This window comes from Psychrobacillus sp. FSL K6-2365 (genome assembly GCF_038003165.1).
Taxonomy (GTDB): domain Bacteria; phylum Bacillota; class Bacilli; order Bacillales_A; family Planococcaceae; genus Psychrobacillus; species Psychrobacillus psychrodurans.
On sequence record NZ_JBBOOO010000001.1, the window covers coordinates 3432224 to 3448411 of the forward strand.

A 16188-nucleotide genomic window follows, 5' to 3' on the forward strand; every position below is an offset into this window, starting at 1 on the left:
AGAGCATTCATAGCTGATAATTTCAATGGATACCATTATCCCTCTCATTCAAATAACTTTCATATGCTGCTTGAACTTTGTCTTTTTTAGGTGAACTGTCAAGGATCTTGCGTATGTCGTTTAGTAAATACAGGCCTCTAAACAAACAGCCTACAATAATTCCGAAAGCAATGAATCCAGCTATATATGTACCTAAAGAAACTAGAACAACACCTAAAATGGTACTTAGAACAATTGATAAAACTAAATACATAATACTTCCTCCCTATGATTACATAAGTTTGCAATTTCATTATCTTGCCCAATCGTTGAACACAAGAAAAAACACTCTTCAACTAACCTACGCCAATTAGATTAATAATGAAGAAAGGTGCTACTACTTATTGAACTTGAAGTAAAGCACCATTAGATATTGCATTATTTAACAAGCTTGTCCTCTTCTTCATCTTTTAAATAGATTGCAATTACTTCACATTTTTTTATAGCCCAAATGTAATGATTGGAAGTATTTGCTGCAAAATAACTGTATAAATTACTTGTTTTCGTCCACTTATAGAATTTTTTAGTTATGATTTCTTCATGGGTATGTGACCTAATTAAATCCATTACTCTTTCATGGCTCAACTTCAATTTTTTTATAGCTTGATTTAATGTTACATCTTGATAGTTTTCCCAAATTTGCATATTAAGTAGCTTGATATTACTCCATTTATAACCAGGTGCTGGCATAAAAGGAATATCTCCATCCATACCTTCTCTATACCATCTTTCAAGCATTACATGCCATTCATACAGATGCATTAATACATCACGAAAATTCTTATCTCTATCTTGAGTTTCAATAGGAATACCTCTTTTTCTACTAGGTACAGATTCAATAATTTCTAACAATGCTTTAAAATTTTTGTCGCTATTCAGCAATAGAGTTTCTTTTGCATCTTCCACTATCAAGATAATTTCCTCCTTTTTAATTCACACCAACTTCGGTTAAGTGCGAACTTTCACAATATATTATTATTATTTTAACATAAATATCCAGAACTAATTGTTATATATGGAACCAACTCCCATATTCATAACCAATATCAACGTGGTTTACTATAAGTGGTTTGTATTCATCTATATAGGGGAAAAGCACTTAAAAAGAGAATTAGTAGGGGGAAGAAAAATGGCTAAAAAGAAAAGCAAGCCATGGAGTAAAAGAAAGAGAATCGTGATGGGTTCCTTAGGTGTATTTGCGCTTATTTATATTGCTGTGATACTGTGGCATACATATAAACCTTTACCAGAAGGACTTTCCTTTAAAGGAGAGGTACATAATACGGATTCAGTTGAAATGATAACTGATTTAACGTATGCACAGGACAGAAAAGGAACTGGCATCATACACGAAAACTATATATTTGAAGAAGTATATAACATGATCGAGGAGGCTGAGGATTTTGTTGTAGTAGATTTTTTCTTGGTTGATGGCTTTTACGATGAAAAGGAAGATTTTCCTAAGATCGCTGATACTTTGTCTTCAACATTAGCTCAAAAAAAGATAGATCATCCGGGAATGCCTGTAATATTTATCACTGACCCATTGAACAAAGGCTATGGATCCTATGAAAATAAATGGTTTCAGAAAATGAGGGAAGCTGGCGTAGAAATTGTTTATACCGAATTAGATCCTTTGCGAGATTCTACACCCGTCTATTCGGGGATTTATCGTACTTTTTTCCAATGGTTTGACTTCGGTGGCAAGGGCTGGATTTCGAATGCGATGGCAAGTGAAGCACCAAAGATGACGGTTGCCTCTTATTTGACATTACTTAATGTGAAGGCCAATCATCGGAAGGCTGTAGTAACGGAGAAAGAAGCTATGGTAACGTCTTCTAACCCTCATGATGCAAGTGGATTTCATGGAAATATTGCTTTGAAAGTTACTGGTCCTATTATAAATGATATTTTAAAATCAGAGGAAGCTGTTTCTTTGTTTTCAGGGGGACCAAAATTGCCTCGTGTTGATACGAAAGAAACTGGCGGACAGTATAAAGTTCAGTATTTAACTGAGAAAAAGATCCTTGATTCGTTACTTGGGGACTTAGCAGCAACAAAAAAGGGAGACAAAATTTGGCTTGGGATGTTTTTTGTTGCTAAACGAGATATCGTTAATGCACTAATTGATGCAGCAAATCGTGGTGTAGAAGTAAATATGATACTCGACCCAAACGAAAATTCATTTGGCCAGCAAAAATCCGGACTTCCAAATCGTCCAGTCGTACAGGAAATGGTCGAAGACACGAAAGGAAAGTTAAATGTTCGTTGGTATAATACCGTTATCGGTCAATATCATACAAAAGCAATTTGGATTCAATCGGATGAGCATACGATTATTTCGAATGGCTCCGCTAACTACACCGAAAGAACATTAGACGATTATAATCTAGAAAATAATTTAAAGGTAATTGCGCCAAATGATAGCGAGTTAGTAATAGAAATGGAAAGCTATTTTGAACGACTTTGGAATAATGAAGATGCTATGTACACAGTAGAGTTGAAAGAGTTCCAAGATAACTTTACTTGGTGGCAACGTTGGATTTATACATTGCAAAAGTTTACTAAAGTGACGACTTATTAATAAATAGAAATATCTCCTTAATGCCAAACCCTAATAAAAACGCTGAGAATATTCAGCGTTTTTTATTATTCCACTATTTCAAGCATCTCCGTGTAAATAGCTGTTGCATAAATACTTAGTCTTTCACTTAATTTATCTCCTAAATTTCTATATTCACCATCTGCTTTTTCAATGAGCATATAAAATTCTGCTTCCAAGTATTCATAGTAAGATTCTTCGCTTCCACTACTTTCTACTGCTAAAAATAATCTCCACAGTTCCTCTAAATAATTCATTTCAATTTTTGCATATTCAGGAGCCCCCACTTTACGAAGCATTTTCGTTAATCTATTTAAGTACGTTTGAATACCCATTTCCTCTATATCTTTTGAAAACCAATTGAACAAGCATTCATGTCCTCCACTTTCAATCTCACAATAATAATTAAACAAAATGAAAAAATCATTCAGTTTCTCATCCTTTGTTGGGAAATCATACTCTCCATAAACAGATAAAATAGCATTCCAGATATCGTCGTTACTCTGCAATTCACTACGCTTCACTTTAATTTTCATCAATAGATTCTCTCCCATATAGTAGTGACTTACCTTATTTCAAGTTTCCACAATATGATTTATATGTAAAGGCAGGTCTGCTATTTTCTCTCTTAAAAACTGTGGATATAGATTAATATATTTAATTTCATCAAGTGTTTTCCAATAATACGTATGTATCTTCCCTTCCTCATCAACTACAAATTCATTGCCTTTGAGGTGTTCATTATCTTTTAACTCTACCAAATAAAAGAAGCAAACTTCATGAAATTGTTCTTCATAAGTCACCTCTTTGAAAAAATTTTCATTTATCCAAAGCATACGGTTTACGTTCACTTCAACGCCGAGCTCTTCTTGAATTTCACGCTTCACTGCATCTTCACTTTTTTCGTTCATTTTAATACGTCCACCTGGAACATAAAAGTATGGCTGACCTTTATCTTGCATAATTAGCAACTTGTTATCCTTCATTATTAAACCCGCCACTCGGTAATTAAATCTACCTTCTGTAGTTTTAAAAGATATATCCATTTCTTCCCCTCTATTCTGTGTTCAATTAATAATTTATTTTTCAGACTAATATACCTATATTACTCTTTTTAGTCTGCCCTTGCCCAGATTTTAGACACATACAAAACAAAAACAAGTAATAGCTTTTCCTCTATTACTTGTCTTCACGTTATACGGATGGTTGCTTTTTTTTCTTGCGCATGGACTGTGGAATATACACGCAGTATGGTTCGCTTTCCATATAATCCCCTGTTAGATTGTATGCTCTGGATCTGGATCCTCCGCACACTTTATTGTACTCGCACACTCCACATTTCCCTTTATATTTATCGGGATTCCGAAGGTTTTGGAATACATCAGAATTACGGTAAATATTTGCTAATGGTGTTTGACGGACATTCCCAACTTTTATCGGGAGTAGTCCACTTGGGAAAACATCACCTGTATGCGAAATAAAAACAAAGCCATTTCCATCGTTTACTCCTTTTGGCGCTCGACCCAATCCATCAATTTTACCGGTATCCCCCATAGTCAATGCATCTTCATAGAAAATATGATCTTCATCGCTCAATCCTTTTTGTTCACGTAGTTTTTGTTGAATAACTACACGACGATAATGCTGTGCTGCAGTTGTTTTAATATCAAATGGCACACGTTTAGAGAGGTTATAAAGCCATCTAAACACTTTTTCATGCTCTGCGGGTGAGATCATATCTGTTTCTTTCCCTCTACCAGTTGGAACTAAGAAGAACACACTCCAAAGGACACAATTAAGCTTCTCCACCATTTCTGCTAGTTCATCCAAGTATTCATAGTTATACCTTGAAATAACGGTATTAATCTGTAAAGGCATCTCTAATTCATTTAGATATTCGATAGCCTTCATCGTCAAATCAAACGATCCAGTTGTACCTCTAAAGTGATCATGAACTTCAGCACAATGACCATCTATACTAAAAGCCCATCTAGCTAGTCCTATATCTTTTGCCTTTTGCATTGCTTCTTTCGTTACATTTGGAGTAGCTGATGGAGTCATAGATACACGGACTCCTTTTTTAATAGCGTACTCTGCAATATCAAATACATCCGGTCGTTCCAAAGGATCCCCACCTGTAAATACAAGCAATGGATTTTCCATCTCATAAATATCATCTATTAACTTTTTCCCTTCATCTAATGTTAACTCCAATGGGTGTCTATGATGCTGAGCCTCTGCACGACAATGTAAACAATGAAGCTGACATGCACGGGTTAACTCCCAGATAACGATAAATGGATTTTCATTATAATCTCTTGAAAACATACTTATTCCCTCCTAATTTATTTCCTAAAATGACCGTAAGTTAACTTATACTTGGATTTTAACATTTTCACTTTTAATCCGAAGTGATATTATTCACATAAAAAATAGGAAGATATGACAAATAATAAACAAAAAGATCCCGAAATAGCTCTCTCTAGGATCTCTAAGTGAAATATTATTTTTTGCCGATAGCGACTCTCCAATGATCAGGACCATTTACGATATATTCCCATGTGTATGTGTCTTCACGTTCCATCATAAATTGATAGAGCAATGGTTTTGGATCATGGTCATTAGAAAGCTCCAAAAACTCTCCAGACTGTAAAGCATCAAATGCTTCAAATATTCTAGGATGACGAATTCTTGGTTCAATATCTGGTGCGTTTAGTTTTACTGCAAATTGAATATTACTCATTTTAGTTTCCCTCCAATATTTTTGATTCTGTTCATATCATAATGCTTACCATTCTAAACTGAAGTGAGGATAAACACATATCCCCTATGATTTTAATCACTTGTCATTGGTCTCCAAAGAGAAACTATTGATGGTACAATGAAAAGGACAATCGCAAGGAAAGGATGAGCTATATGAACGTAGAATCGATACAAGCACTTCTACAACGGTTTTCCTTATTTAAAGATTTGACCAATGCAGAAATAGAACCAATACTTGACTTAGCAAAGAATCGGTTATATCGCCAAGGAACACATATTTTTATGCAAGACGATCCACTAACTAATGTTTACTTTATTCATCAAGGGCAGATAAAAATATATCGTACGGATATGCAAGGAAAAGAACAAATCGTCAATGTTCTCGGCGAAGGTGAAATGTTTCCTCATATGGGATTCTTTCGAAAAGGCACCTATCCCGCTCATGCCGAGGTATTAGAGGATGCAATTTTAATATATATACCTATTCATTTGTTTGAGGAATTTCTAAAAACTAATCCAGAAATCTGTGTAAAGATTTTCCGAATACTCGGAGATAAAATCGTAGACTTACAAAATCGTTTAGAAGAAAAAATGTTACATAATACATACGAGCAAATTATTCTATTATTATTACGCTTAGTAAAAAGTCATGGGAAGAAATGTGATGACAATCACTATATTTTCACAACGCAGTTCACAAACCGAGATTTAGCGAATATGATCGGCTCGAGCCGCGAAACAGTTAGCAGAACTCTTACTTCTTTAAAAAAGTCAAAACTAATAAGCTCTGATCCAGCAGGAAATATTATTTTGAACATGGACAAATTAAAAGATGAATTGTTTTAAGACAAAAAGGCAACCAAATTAATTGGATGCCTTTTTTATGATTATTAGAAATTGACATATTTAAAAAAAATACCTTTGAAATTAACTGCAATATAACGATTGACGAAATAGATCTGATCCAAATAACTTTTTTACTAACACCAGCTTTATTTTCCAGATAATTTATATAAGAAAACGTAAGAAATAAACCCAAAGAATGGTAGCAAATAACCTGAACTAACTTCAATAGTTTCATAATATTTGATGTTAGTTACTGTTAAAAGAATCAGATCTAATGCACCTACAATCGTATGAAAATATAAAGTGAACTTATTGCGAATCTTAAACTACTTTTTTATGACTTTAATAATCATAGTAGTCGGGAATCTCTTTGCTTTATATAAAGAATAATATCGATCAGATACTTCTTCTGGAACCGTTTCATAATTTACTGATACATCACTTTCTATTACAGAGTCAATCGTGAATCCTACTTTTATCAATTCATTTATATAGGTACTTAGCTTTCTTTTAGGAATTACCATCGGAGCATCTTCACCTTTGAAGTTCGGATATGTTGTTACTCCTTCCTCCTGGTATGAACCATTAAGACTAAGTTGCCCATTTTGACTGGCTATATGAGGATATAACGGATGATCCCAACTAAATACAAAGCTTCCTCCTTGCTTCAAATAGGAATAAATTAATCTAAAGGTAGTAGTCAAATCAGTAGTCCATCCAATTGCATAAATAGAGTACACACAGTCAAAATACAATTTCGGCAATCCAATATCAACTTCCATAGGGGAACAAAATAAATGAGTTTCTAAACCTTTTAGCGTTTTCTCCGCAGTCTTAATCTGCTTCTCAGAAAGGTCGACTCCCCATAGTTCGCTAGCCCCTCTTTCCGCCATATACAATAATGAGTGTCCGCTTCCGCAACCAATATCCAGTACTCTCTTGTTTGCCACGTCTTCTAATAATCCTAATTCCTTTTCAGTTTGCGCAAAGGGACCATAATTAGGCAAAGCATCTACTCCATTAAAATGGTGAGCTACCACATCCCAACTTTGCTTGTTTTGTTTTATGATTTCAGTAGTCATTAATTCTGCTCCATTTCTTAGTAAAATTTCGTTGCAGCAAACATTTATATATAACGAGGTGGTGATACTTTTTTTGTAAAGAATACTCCGTCTAGTTGCTCTGCAGGAGTAATTATCTGTTGCATCGTTCCTGATTCCATAATAATCGTTTTATTAAAAATCCATTTATTAGATTCATTTGGTAAAACGCAAGAAAAATCTAGAAATGATGCTGGAGAGGGACTATGATTCATATAATCTTCCAAACTCTTCTTAGGAGGTTTTCTTAACTCATAAACGCTACCATTATTTAAAGCTGCATTTCCTTCATACATAAACAGACCAAGATAATATGATTGACTGGTTAGATTAGGACTCATTAAAGAACCCATTGGCTTGTAGCTATATAATGATTGAATGTTTTTATAAATATGAGTATTGTGCGCCCAAATGATTATTTTTTCATTTGGATATAATTTATTGCAAATCCATTCTATGTTCTCCGCCATTATTTGATCTCGAAATTTTAAGTAATCCCCGTGTTTAGCGTCTAATCTATCTATAAATTTCCGTTTATTATCTAATAACTTTTGAATTACAATATATGGAACATATAAGTCTTTGCGATGAAATTCTTCTTTCCAAGTCTCTAGCTCTATATCTAACTGAGTAATGAGGTCAAAGAGCACTTTTTTATCTTTTTGAAAACTAGTGTAAATATCTTTTGGAACTTTTTTTCTTGTCGCTTTATATTTTCCGATATTCCTATACCAATCTATTAACATATAGTCTAGCTTGTTGATATGCTCTTTAAATTCTAATGTGAAATTAATATCGATACTTTCAAGGAAATCTAAAAGTAAGTTCTCTTTGCTGGATGGCTGAAAGTCAAAGCCTATAAGTCTTAAGTCGTCACTCTCTTTTATTTGTTGGAACAATGGTAATGTTTCTTCTGTTTTCCATAATGAAAAAATGGACTTACTCATTAGTTCGTTAACTGTAAGTTTATCTTTAATGTAGTTAGAGCTATAACATTCACTTAATCCACTTTCAAATGCCACTACTTTGAATCCCATTCTATGGTATAGGAAGTTTATCAGTTTAGTCTTTAGTAAGGAATGCTCTGCAATTCCATGACCATTTTCGCCAAGCCAAACTATCCGCTTATCTTTAAGAACTTGTTCTAAAAACTCAAAATGATCCATACCACATTCTGATAATGAATCTATTCCATATGAATTTTCTTTAACCCACCCAATTGCGTTGCTATATTTTTTATTCATTGACTGAAAGATTGGCATTTTTACCCCCAAAAATTGAAAAGTTTAGGACTCCACTTTCGCAAGCTTATTATCTGAAATAAAAGTCGCTAGTTCTTCAAATTCTTCTTGTGATAATTTTTCATCTGTTGCATATTGAAATGATATTCCACTAAACACTCCTGAAAGTTCATAAGTTGAAACGATTGATTTCTTAAACGGTTCATCGTTATATTCATTATATAATTTAGGCATTTGCATGTTTAGTGGGCTAATAAAGGGCATCCAACCTTTTGTTGAATCAACAAATAAAATAGGCATCTGTATACTGTCAAAACGAGATATATAATCACTATCTGATACAGTATTAAAATGTTCGTTACTAATCATTAGAAAATTATACTTCGTTTTCAATTCGTCATTTGTAAGCAATTCCTCAACCTTTAAAGATTCATAAGTGACATTTGAATACTCAAATTTTTCTAGATTATCGCCAATAACTCCAATACGAATCGTTTCATCCGATATTAGCTGTTTTTGTGTGCACCCCCATAAAACCATTAAACATATGATGCCGATCGTTAATTTTAATTTGATAAAAAGCCCCCCTCACAGTTGTAGTTAAATAGATCTACCTACTTACTCATTGAACATTCTCTATTACATTCTACTAATAGCATCTAATTCCTTTTTAATAATAAACTTTATACTGACTTTCTTAAGCCTTTTTACATTAAGTGACGTAGCTCACTACATCGTTAATTGAAAATGATTATCATATAGTTAACAACATAAAGGTGGGATACTATGGACATGCAAAAGATTGTGGAGCTTGACGTGAGAGAGGATTTATTACTTAAAAAAGAGCCTTTTGACAAGATTATGGGAGCGGTTAAACAGTTAAAGCCTGGTCAGATTTTCGTGCTTCATGCACCATTCAATCCCATACCATTGCACAAACTATTAAGTAAAAAAGGATTCGTCTACGAAGTGATTAAGCTAGAGAAAAAACATTGGCAAACTACTTATATACAGAAAGAAGTGGATAACAGTGATTCTTGATAATCGTGGCTTAGAACCACCGCAGCCAATGATGCGCACATTAACAAAGCTAGAAAACATACATGTAGGTGAAACAATTACTATTATTAATGATCGTAGACCAATGTTTTTATATGAAGAGTTAAATGACCTTGGCTATTTACATAACACAGAAGCACTAGAAGATGGAAGCTTTAAAATTACAATTACAAAGTCTGGTGAATAACATGAAAACAACAAGTTTAAAATCGGATACAAATATTAAACTTCCATTAGCATTTATTTTATATGCATTAATAGCTTTTGTTGTAGCACAAGGTGTTCTTTTGCTGAATAGTGATTTGTTAGTATCGAGTCAATTTCGACTTCCTAGTTCATGGATGGGTGCACATTTCCTGTTGCTTGGCTTTGCAGTAATGATTTCTATGGGGGCAATGTATCAATTAGTTCCCGTTGCATTTTTAACTCCAATTTGGAATCAAAAACTGGGCTGTCTCCAATTTGTAATTACAGTTGTAGGAATAACTAGCCTTACTCTAACTCTTGGATTTAAGCCTACATCCGCAATTTATGGAGGAATCCTAACAATCTTTGGTATTACTTTATTTATCATCCAAATGGCTATGACAATCAGTAAACAAAAACAGAGAAATATGATTTCATTTTTCGTCATTGCAGCTGTTTCGAGCTTTGCCCTCACTATTCTGGCAGGCTTTGTACTCGCTTGGAATATTGCCTACGGTGGAATAGAAAGCCATCATTCAATTCTATATTCTCATATTACGTTAGGTGTAGCAGGATGGTTTACACTTTTAATATTCGGTTTCTCTTACAAGTTAGTGCCCATGTTTAGCCTTTCTCACGGATTTACATTGAAATGGACTAGTCTTTCCTTCTCAACCTATGTGTTCGGACTGCTTATACTAATTGTGTCCTTTTGGGTTGATTTGGATGCACTAACTACAATCGGCTGGCTATTTCTTTTTATCGGTTTCTCTTTTTTTGTCTTAGATATGAGAGCAATTTTACTTAAACGCTTAAAGAAGAAATTAGATAAGCCTTTTGCATTTTCGGTAATTGCGATAGGAAACGGTCTAGTAATTCATTCTCTTGCTTTAATACTCAGTCTGTTTGGAATAAATGATTCATCCATTTGGAGCTGGTTAATATTTCTTTACGTAATGAGCTGGATTATATTTAGTATTTTAGGATACTTGTATAAGATTGTACCGTTTCTATGGTGGACACATAAATACGCAGATAAAATCGGTAAAGAAAAAGTTCCAACGATGAAGGATATGATTGACGAAAAAATGAGCGTTGTATTATTTAGTTTGTTTGTCGTTAGTATTATTGGATTGGCTACAGGAGCATTATTACAAATCAGTTTAGTCGTTTTGACTTTCCAAGCATTGCTAACTGTAACATCCTTTTTATATGCATTTTCCATCATTCGTATTTTATTTAGATAGCATTTAGGAAGGGAGTTCTTATAAATGTCTTACGGGAAATTGGTAGAACAATCATTATATGATGTTGTCGATCCAGAGTTAGGTATTAATATCGTGGACTTAGGGTTGGTTTACGGAGTATGTTCAGATGAGAACAACAATGTAATAATAACTATGACGCTCACTACCCCCGGCTGCCCCATGCATGACAGTATTACAAATGGAGTTAAACACCGAGTCAGTCAACTAGAAGAAGTTGGAGAGGTCGAGGTAAATCTCGTATGGGAGCCAGAATGGAGTCCGAGTAAAATGAGTGACCTAGCGAAAGAGCTGTTATAGAAGAGGTCAGGGATAGACTTGCTCTTGATGGGCAAGTCTATTTTTATTTTAGGGATTTTGTGAAAATAGGAGAATCGCAAGTTTAGTCAATAGAATAGCAAGTTCAACCTGTTAAATAGCAAGGTCACTCTCGCAAATCGCAAGTCCGCCTGATAAGATAGGGATTTTCTCGGATAAACGATGGTGCACTACGTATGAGAGGAGTTTTCTCATAAATGACTCGAACTTTCGCATAATCTTCAATTTCTCACGTATTTTCGAAATCCATCCAATATAAAAAGGACAATTTGATACACAAATTGTCCGAATTTTCATTCGTAATCAGAGGGATCAATTATCAGTGTTGAGATGAAATAAATCATAATACTAACTGCAAAAAATACGAAGCCCCAGCCTAGTGTTTTTTGTTCGATGATTAAGTAATTATTGCATAGCTGTACGGGTGATGCGATGTATACCCATGCCATGACCCCAAAAATCACACTCAGTAGAACATATAATGTATTTTTTCCTAGGTTGCTTAGTTTTCCCCAGCTGTCTCGTAATGGAACTCCAGCTAAAAATGGTAAGCTTATAAATTTAAATAGTTCGACTGCGGGTATCGACAGTGCTTCATCCATCGTTCTCGGAAGCAACCAGTAACCGAGTATCACCATAAAGAGAAGAATACCTGGTACCCCATTACTATTCCATCTTTCAAAGAATCTAGGGAATTTCTTTTGATAAAGTGGAGCCATTAGTACACCAACGACAACAAACAACGTCATTTGCATATGCATATGAATAGCCATAACTGATTCTGCTAAATTCGCAACAGGTGGTAGCATCAAGAAAATATATAGGACTAGTCCGTACTTCAAACTACTCCCCCACTTTCGATTCGAGAATAGAATTTACTTTATCCGCCGCTATTTCAATTTCTTCATAATCCATCACTTCGACTAAAATTCCATTTGGATCTACTAGATAAAAGGCAGAATTATGCTGGAAGTTGCCGTTTTCATCAGGGATGACAGTCACTCCAAAATCCATCAGTAATCCATCTAACTGCTGCTGGTCTGAGATTCTCGCCAGTCTCCATGTTTCACCATCGCTATCAAAATAATAGCGATACTTCTCAAGAGTTGCCGGGTCATCATTCTTTGGATCAAAGCTGATACTTAAAAAGACGATATCCTTACCTATATACTTGGGTGGAATTTGTTTATATACCTCAGCTAAATTGAATTCTAATTGTGGGCAAACATCGGAGCAAGCAGTGTATATAAATGTTAGCATCACATATTTTCCCTCGAATTCTGAAAAGGAATATACTCTTTCTTTGCTATCTTCTAATGTAACCTCAGGGAAAACTCGATTTTCCTCCATTAATTTATTCACTCTGGCAGTTTCAACTGTATATGCAGTAAATCCGTCTGTTCCGATATAAAATAAAATTGCTCCGAATAATAGGACAACAAAGATTGCTATTGAATTGTATTGTTTGTTCTTCATAACAATCACAACCTTATATTTATTAATAAAGAGATAGCCTTCAAAGACTATCTCTACTACGTTTTACCAAGTTCTAAATGGTGGTGATCCTGGTGGTGCATTTACAATCATATCTACCACCGGAATTACGTATGCCATGGAAACTACTAAAATCATTAGGACAATCCATAATGTCCAGCGTTCTGTCCATTTCGGTGTTGGCGCAGCATTTTCCTCTGGCTCCGCGATTTGGAATTCCGTTTGTCCTTTTGGTGCAAAGAACATTAGATTGAATGCGATGTAGACCATTAGCACGACACCAACCATTAACAATGTACCACCAACTGCTAGCAGCAATAAGTAAGGATCCCATCCTAAAGCTGTTGCATTATCTCCATAAGTTGTATACGAAGTTCTTCTTGGAGAACCAAATAGGCCAACATAGTGCATAGCCCCAGACATTAATGCCATACCAACTGTCCAAACTAATGTTTGAATTACCCCTAATTTATTCATTTGAGGTGTAAGAACACGTCCAGTCAAATGAGGGATCAACCAGTAAGCAACTCCAAAGAATGATAATACAACCGTAACCCCTAGAGTTAAGTGGAAGTGACCTACAACCCACATTGAATTGTGTACTACAGTGTTTAGTTGGTTATTTGTTTGAGCAATACCTCCGGCTCCAGCGGGTATAAAAGCTATCATCGCGATCATTGGTGCGAGGAATCGAACATCGCCCCATGGTAATTTTTTAATCCAGCCTAACAGACCTTTCGCACCTTTCTTTCTACCAGAGCGTTCAAATATCGCAAACATTGCAAATGCAGTCATTAATGAAGGGAATCCAATAGATAGACTCATAAATACATGCATGAATTTAATACCTTCAGTAATTCCTGGATCGACAATTTGGTGATGGAATCCACCAGTAATATTTAAAACTACTAATAGTATTACAACTAGTCGAGTGAGCGTGTCACTCCATTGTCTTCCGCCAATAATTTTAGGTATAGCAATATACCAAGTAGATACTGCGGTCAGATACCAAATATTTACTAACGTATGTCCAAAACTCCAGAACAGCGTGCGACTTAATAAAACATTAATCGTATCTGTCCAACCAAATGCCCAAGGAATAATCATTAATACTTCAATTGTTACGCCTATACTACCGAAGAACAAAAGCACAAACACACCAACTGCAAAGAATGCGAGTAAAGGAATATGCTGTCCTTTATGTTTCTTTCTCCAGTCGGCCACATTGATGAATGCACTAAAAGCGCATAGCCAAATACCTATAACCAAAAATACTAATCCAACGTAAAACCAACCAGATGCTGCCATAGGTGGATAGAACGTATACATAACAGATGCATCACCCATGATAATAGTTGTTGCAACAAAGACAACCCCAACTACCATTGATCCAAAGCCAATCCATCCAAGTTTTCTAACCTTTGAAAGTAATCCTCCTAATGTGTGAGATAATGCTGCATAAAAATATCCAATAGTAAATGTTGTACTAAACACAAGAACTAATAATACTCCATGTGCTGAAAGTACTTGATAATAATTTAGCCATGTTGGTAATTCTAATATTCCAGCACGGTTAAGACCTTGAAGCAAACCTAATACTCCTCCGATAAAAAACGCGATAAACGCTACTATAAAAAGTGCAATAGAAAATCGTGCATCCAGAGGATTGGCTCCTAACACGTTATTTACTTTTTGTTTCATTGTTTTCTTTGCTACTGCCTCCATGATGATCCTCCTTCCTCTATTTAACTGTGATCGTAGTACTCATCATCTGATGTCCCGCTCCACAATACTCATTACATAAAACTAAATATTCACCGGCTTCATCAAAGTTTTGTGTTGCCCTTTGGATATGCCCTGGTGTTACCATTGCATTTAAGTTAGTGCCTGCCACTTGGAAACCATGTACAACATCCTTAGATGTCATGACAAAAGTTACTTTTGCTCCTGCTGGAATTTCGATATCCATTGGAGTGAAAGAGAATATTTGTAGGGTCATAACGACCTCATATTCATTGTCTCCCGTTTTATAAACACCAGGCTTATCAAAAGGTGCTGTTTCATCAACTTTCTGTGGATCTATTGTCTCTAGTCCACTAGGTGTCCCCATATCCAAAGCGAAAGCTTGATATCCGGTGATTGCCATCGAAATAACTAAAATTGCTACTCCAATAATTAGCCAAATCTCTTCTGAGCGATGCATTTTCATACAGTTTCTCCTCCTATCAAACTCTATCCATATATAAAACTAGTAGTAGAACGATACATAAAATAATCGGTACTCCAACAAAAACGAGAGAGGCAAATAATGCTCCACTATAAGATTCCTTCTGTTCTTTTACATTTTTGAATCCCATCTATTTCGTCCTCCTTGTATTTCTTCTTACTTCTATTCTAGTAATAAAGCACATACTAAAAAGTGTTCTAAATCACTTGTAGCTGTGATTTTGAACACGATGTTTTTTATATAATCCGGAGATAGCCCATAAAAATGTGGAATTAGCCCTTAAACTGCTGTTATCCGCCACAAAATCACGGTATCGCCCATAAAGTCACCAATATAACCCATAAAACTATTACCACTGCCCATAAAATCTAAAAATAGCCCATATTCCTAACATCTATATACTCGTAACAAAAAAGCACTCAAGTTACTGTTTCTAAACAGTAACTCGAGTGCTTTTCCACCATTATGGCATATATTTCTCTTCAACTTTCACTACTACATCATCTTCAACTGTCACATAATAAGGTCCTTTGACACCAAGTAAGTAGGTGATAAATTCCTTCTCATCAACTACTCTAGGCTCCGAGGGATTCTCTTGATTAACAAGTAAGAACTCTGCATCCTCGGCTACTTTCATAGTAGATTCTTCGTTTGTTTCATTATACATCACAAAACCAGTTGGTAAGTCCTTCTCCACGTCCAGCCCTAACTCCTTAATCCTATCTTTGTCCGATTCCTCTATCCATTCAACCTCATCCAAAACAAGATTTCTGGTAGAAAGTTCATAATTCTTTATTATTGCTAATTGTTTACCTGGCGTATCTGTTTCTTTTGGTGTTTCCTCATCCGAACATGCTCCAAGTATAATAATACTTAACATAACTAGAATAACTTTGCTCCAACCCGATTTTTTAAATAAGTTCATATCGTAACCCCTCTTCTTTATGTATTAAAATTTTTTTAAAACCCAATTACCTAAACATCTTAACCTATTTACATAAAAAAAGTAGAGCACCGATGTATTGGTTAGCTCTACCTCCTATATGAA

Annotated in this window: 21 protein-coding genes; 6 read left to right on the forward strand and 15 right to left on the reverse strand. The window is 35.0% G+C overall.

Annotation, left to right across the window (positions count from 1 at the left end; genetic code table 11):
* Window positions 1-22: 22 nt before the first annotated feature.
* Both MKY29_RS17310 and MKY29_RS17315 read right to left on the reverse strand, forming a co-directional pair.
* Entirely contained in the window at window positions 23-253 is a 231-nt protein-coding gene (locus MKY29_RS17310; RefSeq protein WP_090568265.1) for a hypothetical protein, read from the reverse strand.
* A 164-nt stretch (window positions 254-417) separates the two neighbouring features.
* The gene (locus MKY29_RS17315; RefSeq protein ID WP_241598430.1) at window positions 418-951 is read right to left on the reverse strand and encodes a ClbS/DfsB family four-helix bundle protein; all 534 of its coding nucleotides are present in this window, start codon (window positions 949-951) and stop codon (window positions 418-420) included.
* A 217-nt stretch (window positions 952-1168) separates the two neighbouring features.
* Between MKY29_RS17315 and MKY29_RS17320 the strand changes: the two genes are divergently transcribed.
* Complete coding sequence (locus MKY29_RS17320; protein WP_340880372.1) at window positions 1169-2623, forward strand: phospholipase D family protein; 1455 nt, start codon at window positions 1169-1171, stop codon at window positions 2621-2623.
* Window positions 2624-2688: 65 nt separating this feature from the next.
* Here the strand turns inward: MKY29_RS17320 and MKY29_RS17325 are convergent, their stop codons facing one another.
* From MKY29_RS17325 to MKY29_RS17340, 4 genes are all read right to left on the reverse strand, one after another.
* Complete coding sequence (locus MKY29_RS17325) at window positions 2689-3180, reverse strand: DMP19 family protein (RefSeq protein WP_241598429.1); 492 nt, start codon at window positions 3178-3180, stop codon at window positions 2689-2691.
* 36 nt (window positions 3181-3216) lie between these two features.
* The gene (locus MKY29_RS17330) at window positions 3217-3687 is read right to left on the reverse strand and encodes an NUDIX hydrolase (protein ID WP_241598428.1); all 471 of its coding nucleotides are present in this window, start codon (window positions 3685-3687) and stop codon (window positions 3217-3219) included.
* 148 nt (window positions 3688-3835) lie between these two features.
* Window positions 3836-4969 (reverse strand): TIGR04053 family radical SAM/SPASM domain-containing protein, encoded by a 1134-nt coding sequence (locus MKY29_RS17335; protein ID WP_241598422.1) that lies wholly within the window; start codon window positions 4967-4969, stop codon window positions 3836-3838.
* A gap of 175 nt (window positions 4970-5144) precedes the next feature.
* Window positions 5145-5384, reverse strand: coding sequence for a DUF2249 domain-containing protein (locus MKY29_RS17340; protein WP_093495134.1), 240 nt, complete (start codon window positions 5382-5384; stop codon window positions 5145-5147).
* Window positions 5385-5557: 173 nt separating this feature from the next.
* Between MKY29_RS17340 and MKY29_RS17345 the strand changes: the two genes are divergently transcribed.
* Window positions 5558-6250 carry a Crp/Fnr family transcriptional regulator gene (locus tag MKY29_RS17345; protein ID WP_093495135.1) on the forward strand — a complete coding sequence of 231 codons (693 nt, stop codon included), beginning with the start codon at window positions 5558-5560 and terminating at the stop codon, window positions 6248-6250.
* 326 nt (window positions 6251-6576) lie between these two features.
* On the opposite strand, the gene MKY29_RS17350 is transcribed toward MKY29_RS17345, so the two are convergent.
* The 3 genes from MKY29_RS17350 to MKY29_RS17360 are packed head-to-tail and all read right to left on the reverse strand — an operon-like array spanning window position 6577 to window position 9131.
* Window positions 6577-7332 (reverse strand): class I SAM-dependent methyltransferase, encoded by a 756-nt coding sequence (locus MKY29_RS17350; RefSeq protein ID WP_340880373.1) that lies wholly within the window; start codon window positions 7330-7332, stop codon window positions 6577-6579.
* 44 nt (window positions 7333-7376) lie between these two features.
* Window positions 7377-8594, reverse strand: a complete 1218-nt coding sequence (locus MKY29_RS17355) for an erythromycin esterase family protein (protein WP_340880374.1) — start codon at window positions 8592-8594, stop codon at window positions 7377-7379.
* 42 nt (window positions 8595-8636) lie between these two features.
* Complete coding sequence (locus MKY29_RS17360; RefSeq protein WP_340880375.1) at window positions 8637-9131, reverse strand: hypothetical protein; 495 nt, start codon at window positions 9129-9131, stop codon at window positions 8637-8639.
* A gap of 246 nt (window positions 9132-9377) precedes the next feature.
* Between MKY29_RS17360 and MKY29_RS17365 the strand changes: the two genes are divergently transcribed.
* From MKY29_RS17365 to MKY29_RS17380, 4 genes are read left to right on the forward strand one after another with little or no spacing between them, the layout of a single operon-like run.
* Complete coding sequence (locus tag MKY29_RS17365; RefSeq protein ID WP_336285524.1) at window positions 9378-9632, forward strand: DUF2249 domain-containing protein; 255 nt, start codon at window positions 9378-9380, stop codon at window positions 9630-9632.
* On the forward strand, window positions 9622-9837 hold the full coding sequence (locus MKY29_RS17370) for a DUF2249 domain-containing protein (protein WP_241598419.1): 216 nt from the start codon (window positions 9622-9624) through the stop codon (window positions 9835-9837). Before MKY29_RS17365 ends, MKY29_RS17370 begins: the two co-directional genes overlap by 11 nt.
* Before the next feature lies 1 nt (window position 9838).
* On the forward strand, window positions 9839-11083 hold the full coding sequence (locus MKY29_RS17375; protein WP_241598418.1) for a hypothetical protein: 1245 nt from the start codon (window positions 9839-9841) through the stop codon (window positions 11081-11083).
* Window positions 11084-11107: 24 nt separating this feature from the next.
* Window positions 11108-11401, forward strand: coding sequence for a metal-sulfur cluster assembly factor (locus MKY29_RS17380; protein ID WP_093495141.1), 294 nt, complete (start codon window positions 11108-11110; stop codon window positions 11399-11401).
* 311 nt (window positions 11402-11712) lie between these two features.
* Here MKY29_RS17380 and MKY29_RS17385 read toward each other — a convergent pair whose 3' ends face one another.
* The 6 genes from MKY29_RS17385 to MKY29_RS17410 all read right to left on the reverse strand — a co-directional run bounded on the left by MKY29_RS17385 (window position 11713) and on the right by MKY29_RS17410 (window position 16065).
* On the reverse strand, window positions 11713-12261 hold the full coding sequence (locus MKY29_RS17385; RefSeq protein ID WP_340880377.1) for a hypothetical protein: 549 nt from the start codon (window positions 12259-12261) through the stop codon (window positions 11713-11715).
* Window position 12262: 1 nt separating this feature from the next.
* Window positions 12263-12895 (reverse strand): SCO family protein, encoded by a 633-nt coding sequence (locus MKY29_RS17390; RefSeq protein ID WP_241598417.1) that lies wholly within the window; start codon window positions 12893-12895, stop codon window positions 12263-12265.
* Between the two features lie 63 nt (window positions 12896-12958).
* Entirely contained in the window at window positions 12959-14638 is a 1680-nt protein-coding gene (locus MKY29_RS17395) for a cbb3-type cytochrome c oxidase subunit I (protein ID WP_340880378.1), read from the reverse strand.
* Between the two features lie 16 nt (window positions 14639-14654).
* Window positions 14655-15122, reverse strand: a complete 468-nt coding sequence (locus MKY29_RS17400; protein WP_093495144.1) for a cytochrome c oxidase subunit II — start codon at window positions 15120-15122, stop codon at window positions 14655-14657.
* A gap of 16 nt (window positions 15123-15138) precedes the next feature.
* A complete protein-coding gene (locus MKY29_RS17405; RefSeq protein ID WP_269915753.1) occupies window positions 15139-15270 on the reverse strand; it encodes a hypothetical protein in 132 nt (43 codons plus the stop codon).
* Window positions 15271-15603: 333 nt separating this feature from the next.
* Entirely contained in the window at window positions 15604-16065 is a 462-nt protein-coding gene (locus tag MKY29_RS17410; RefSeq protein WP_093495145.1) for a hypothetical protein, read from the reverse strand.
* Between the last annotated feature and the right edge of the window lie 123 nt (window positions 16066-16188).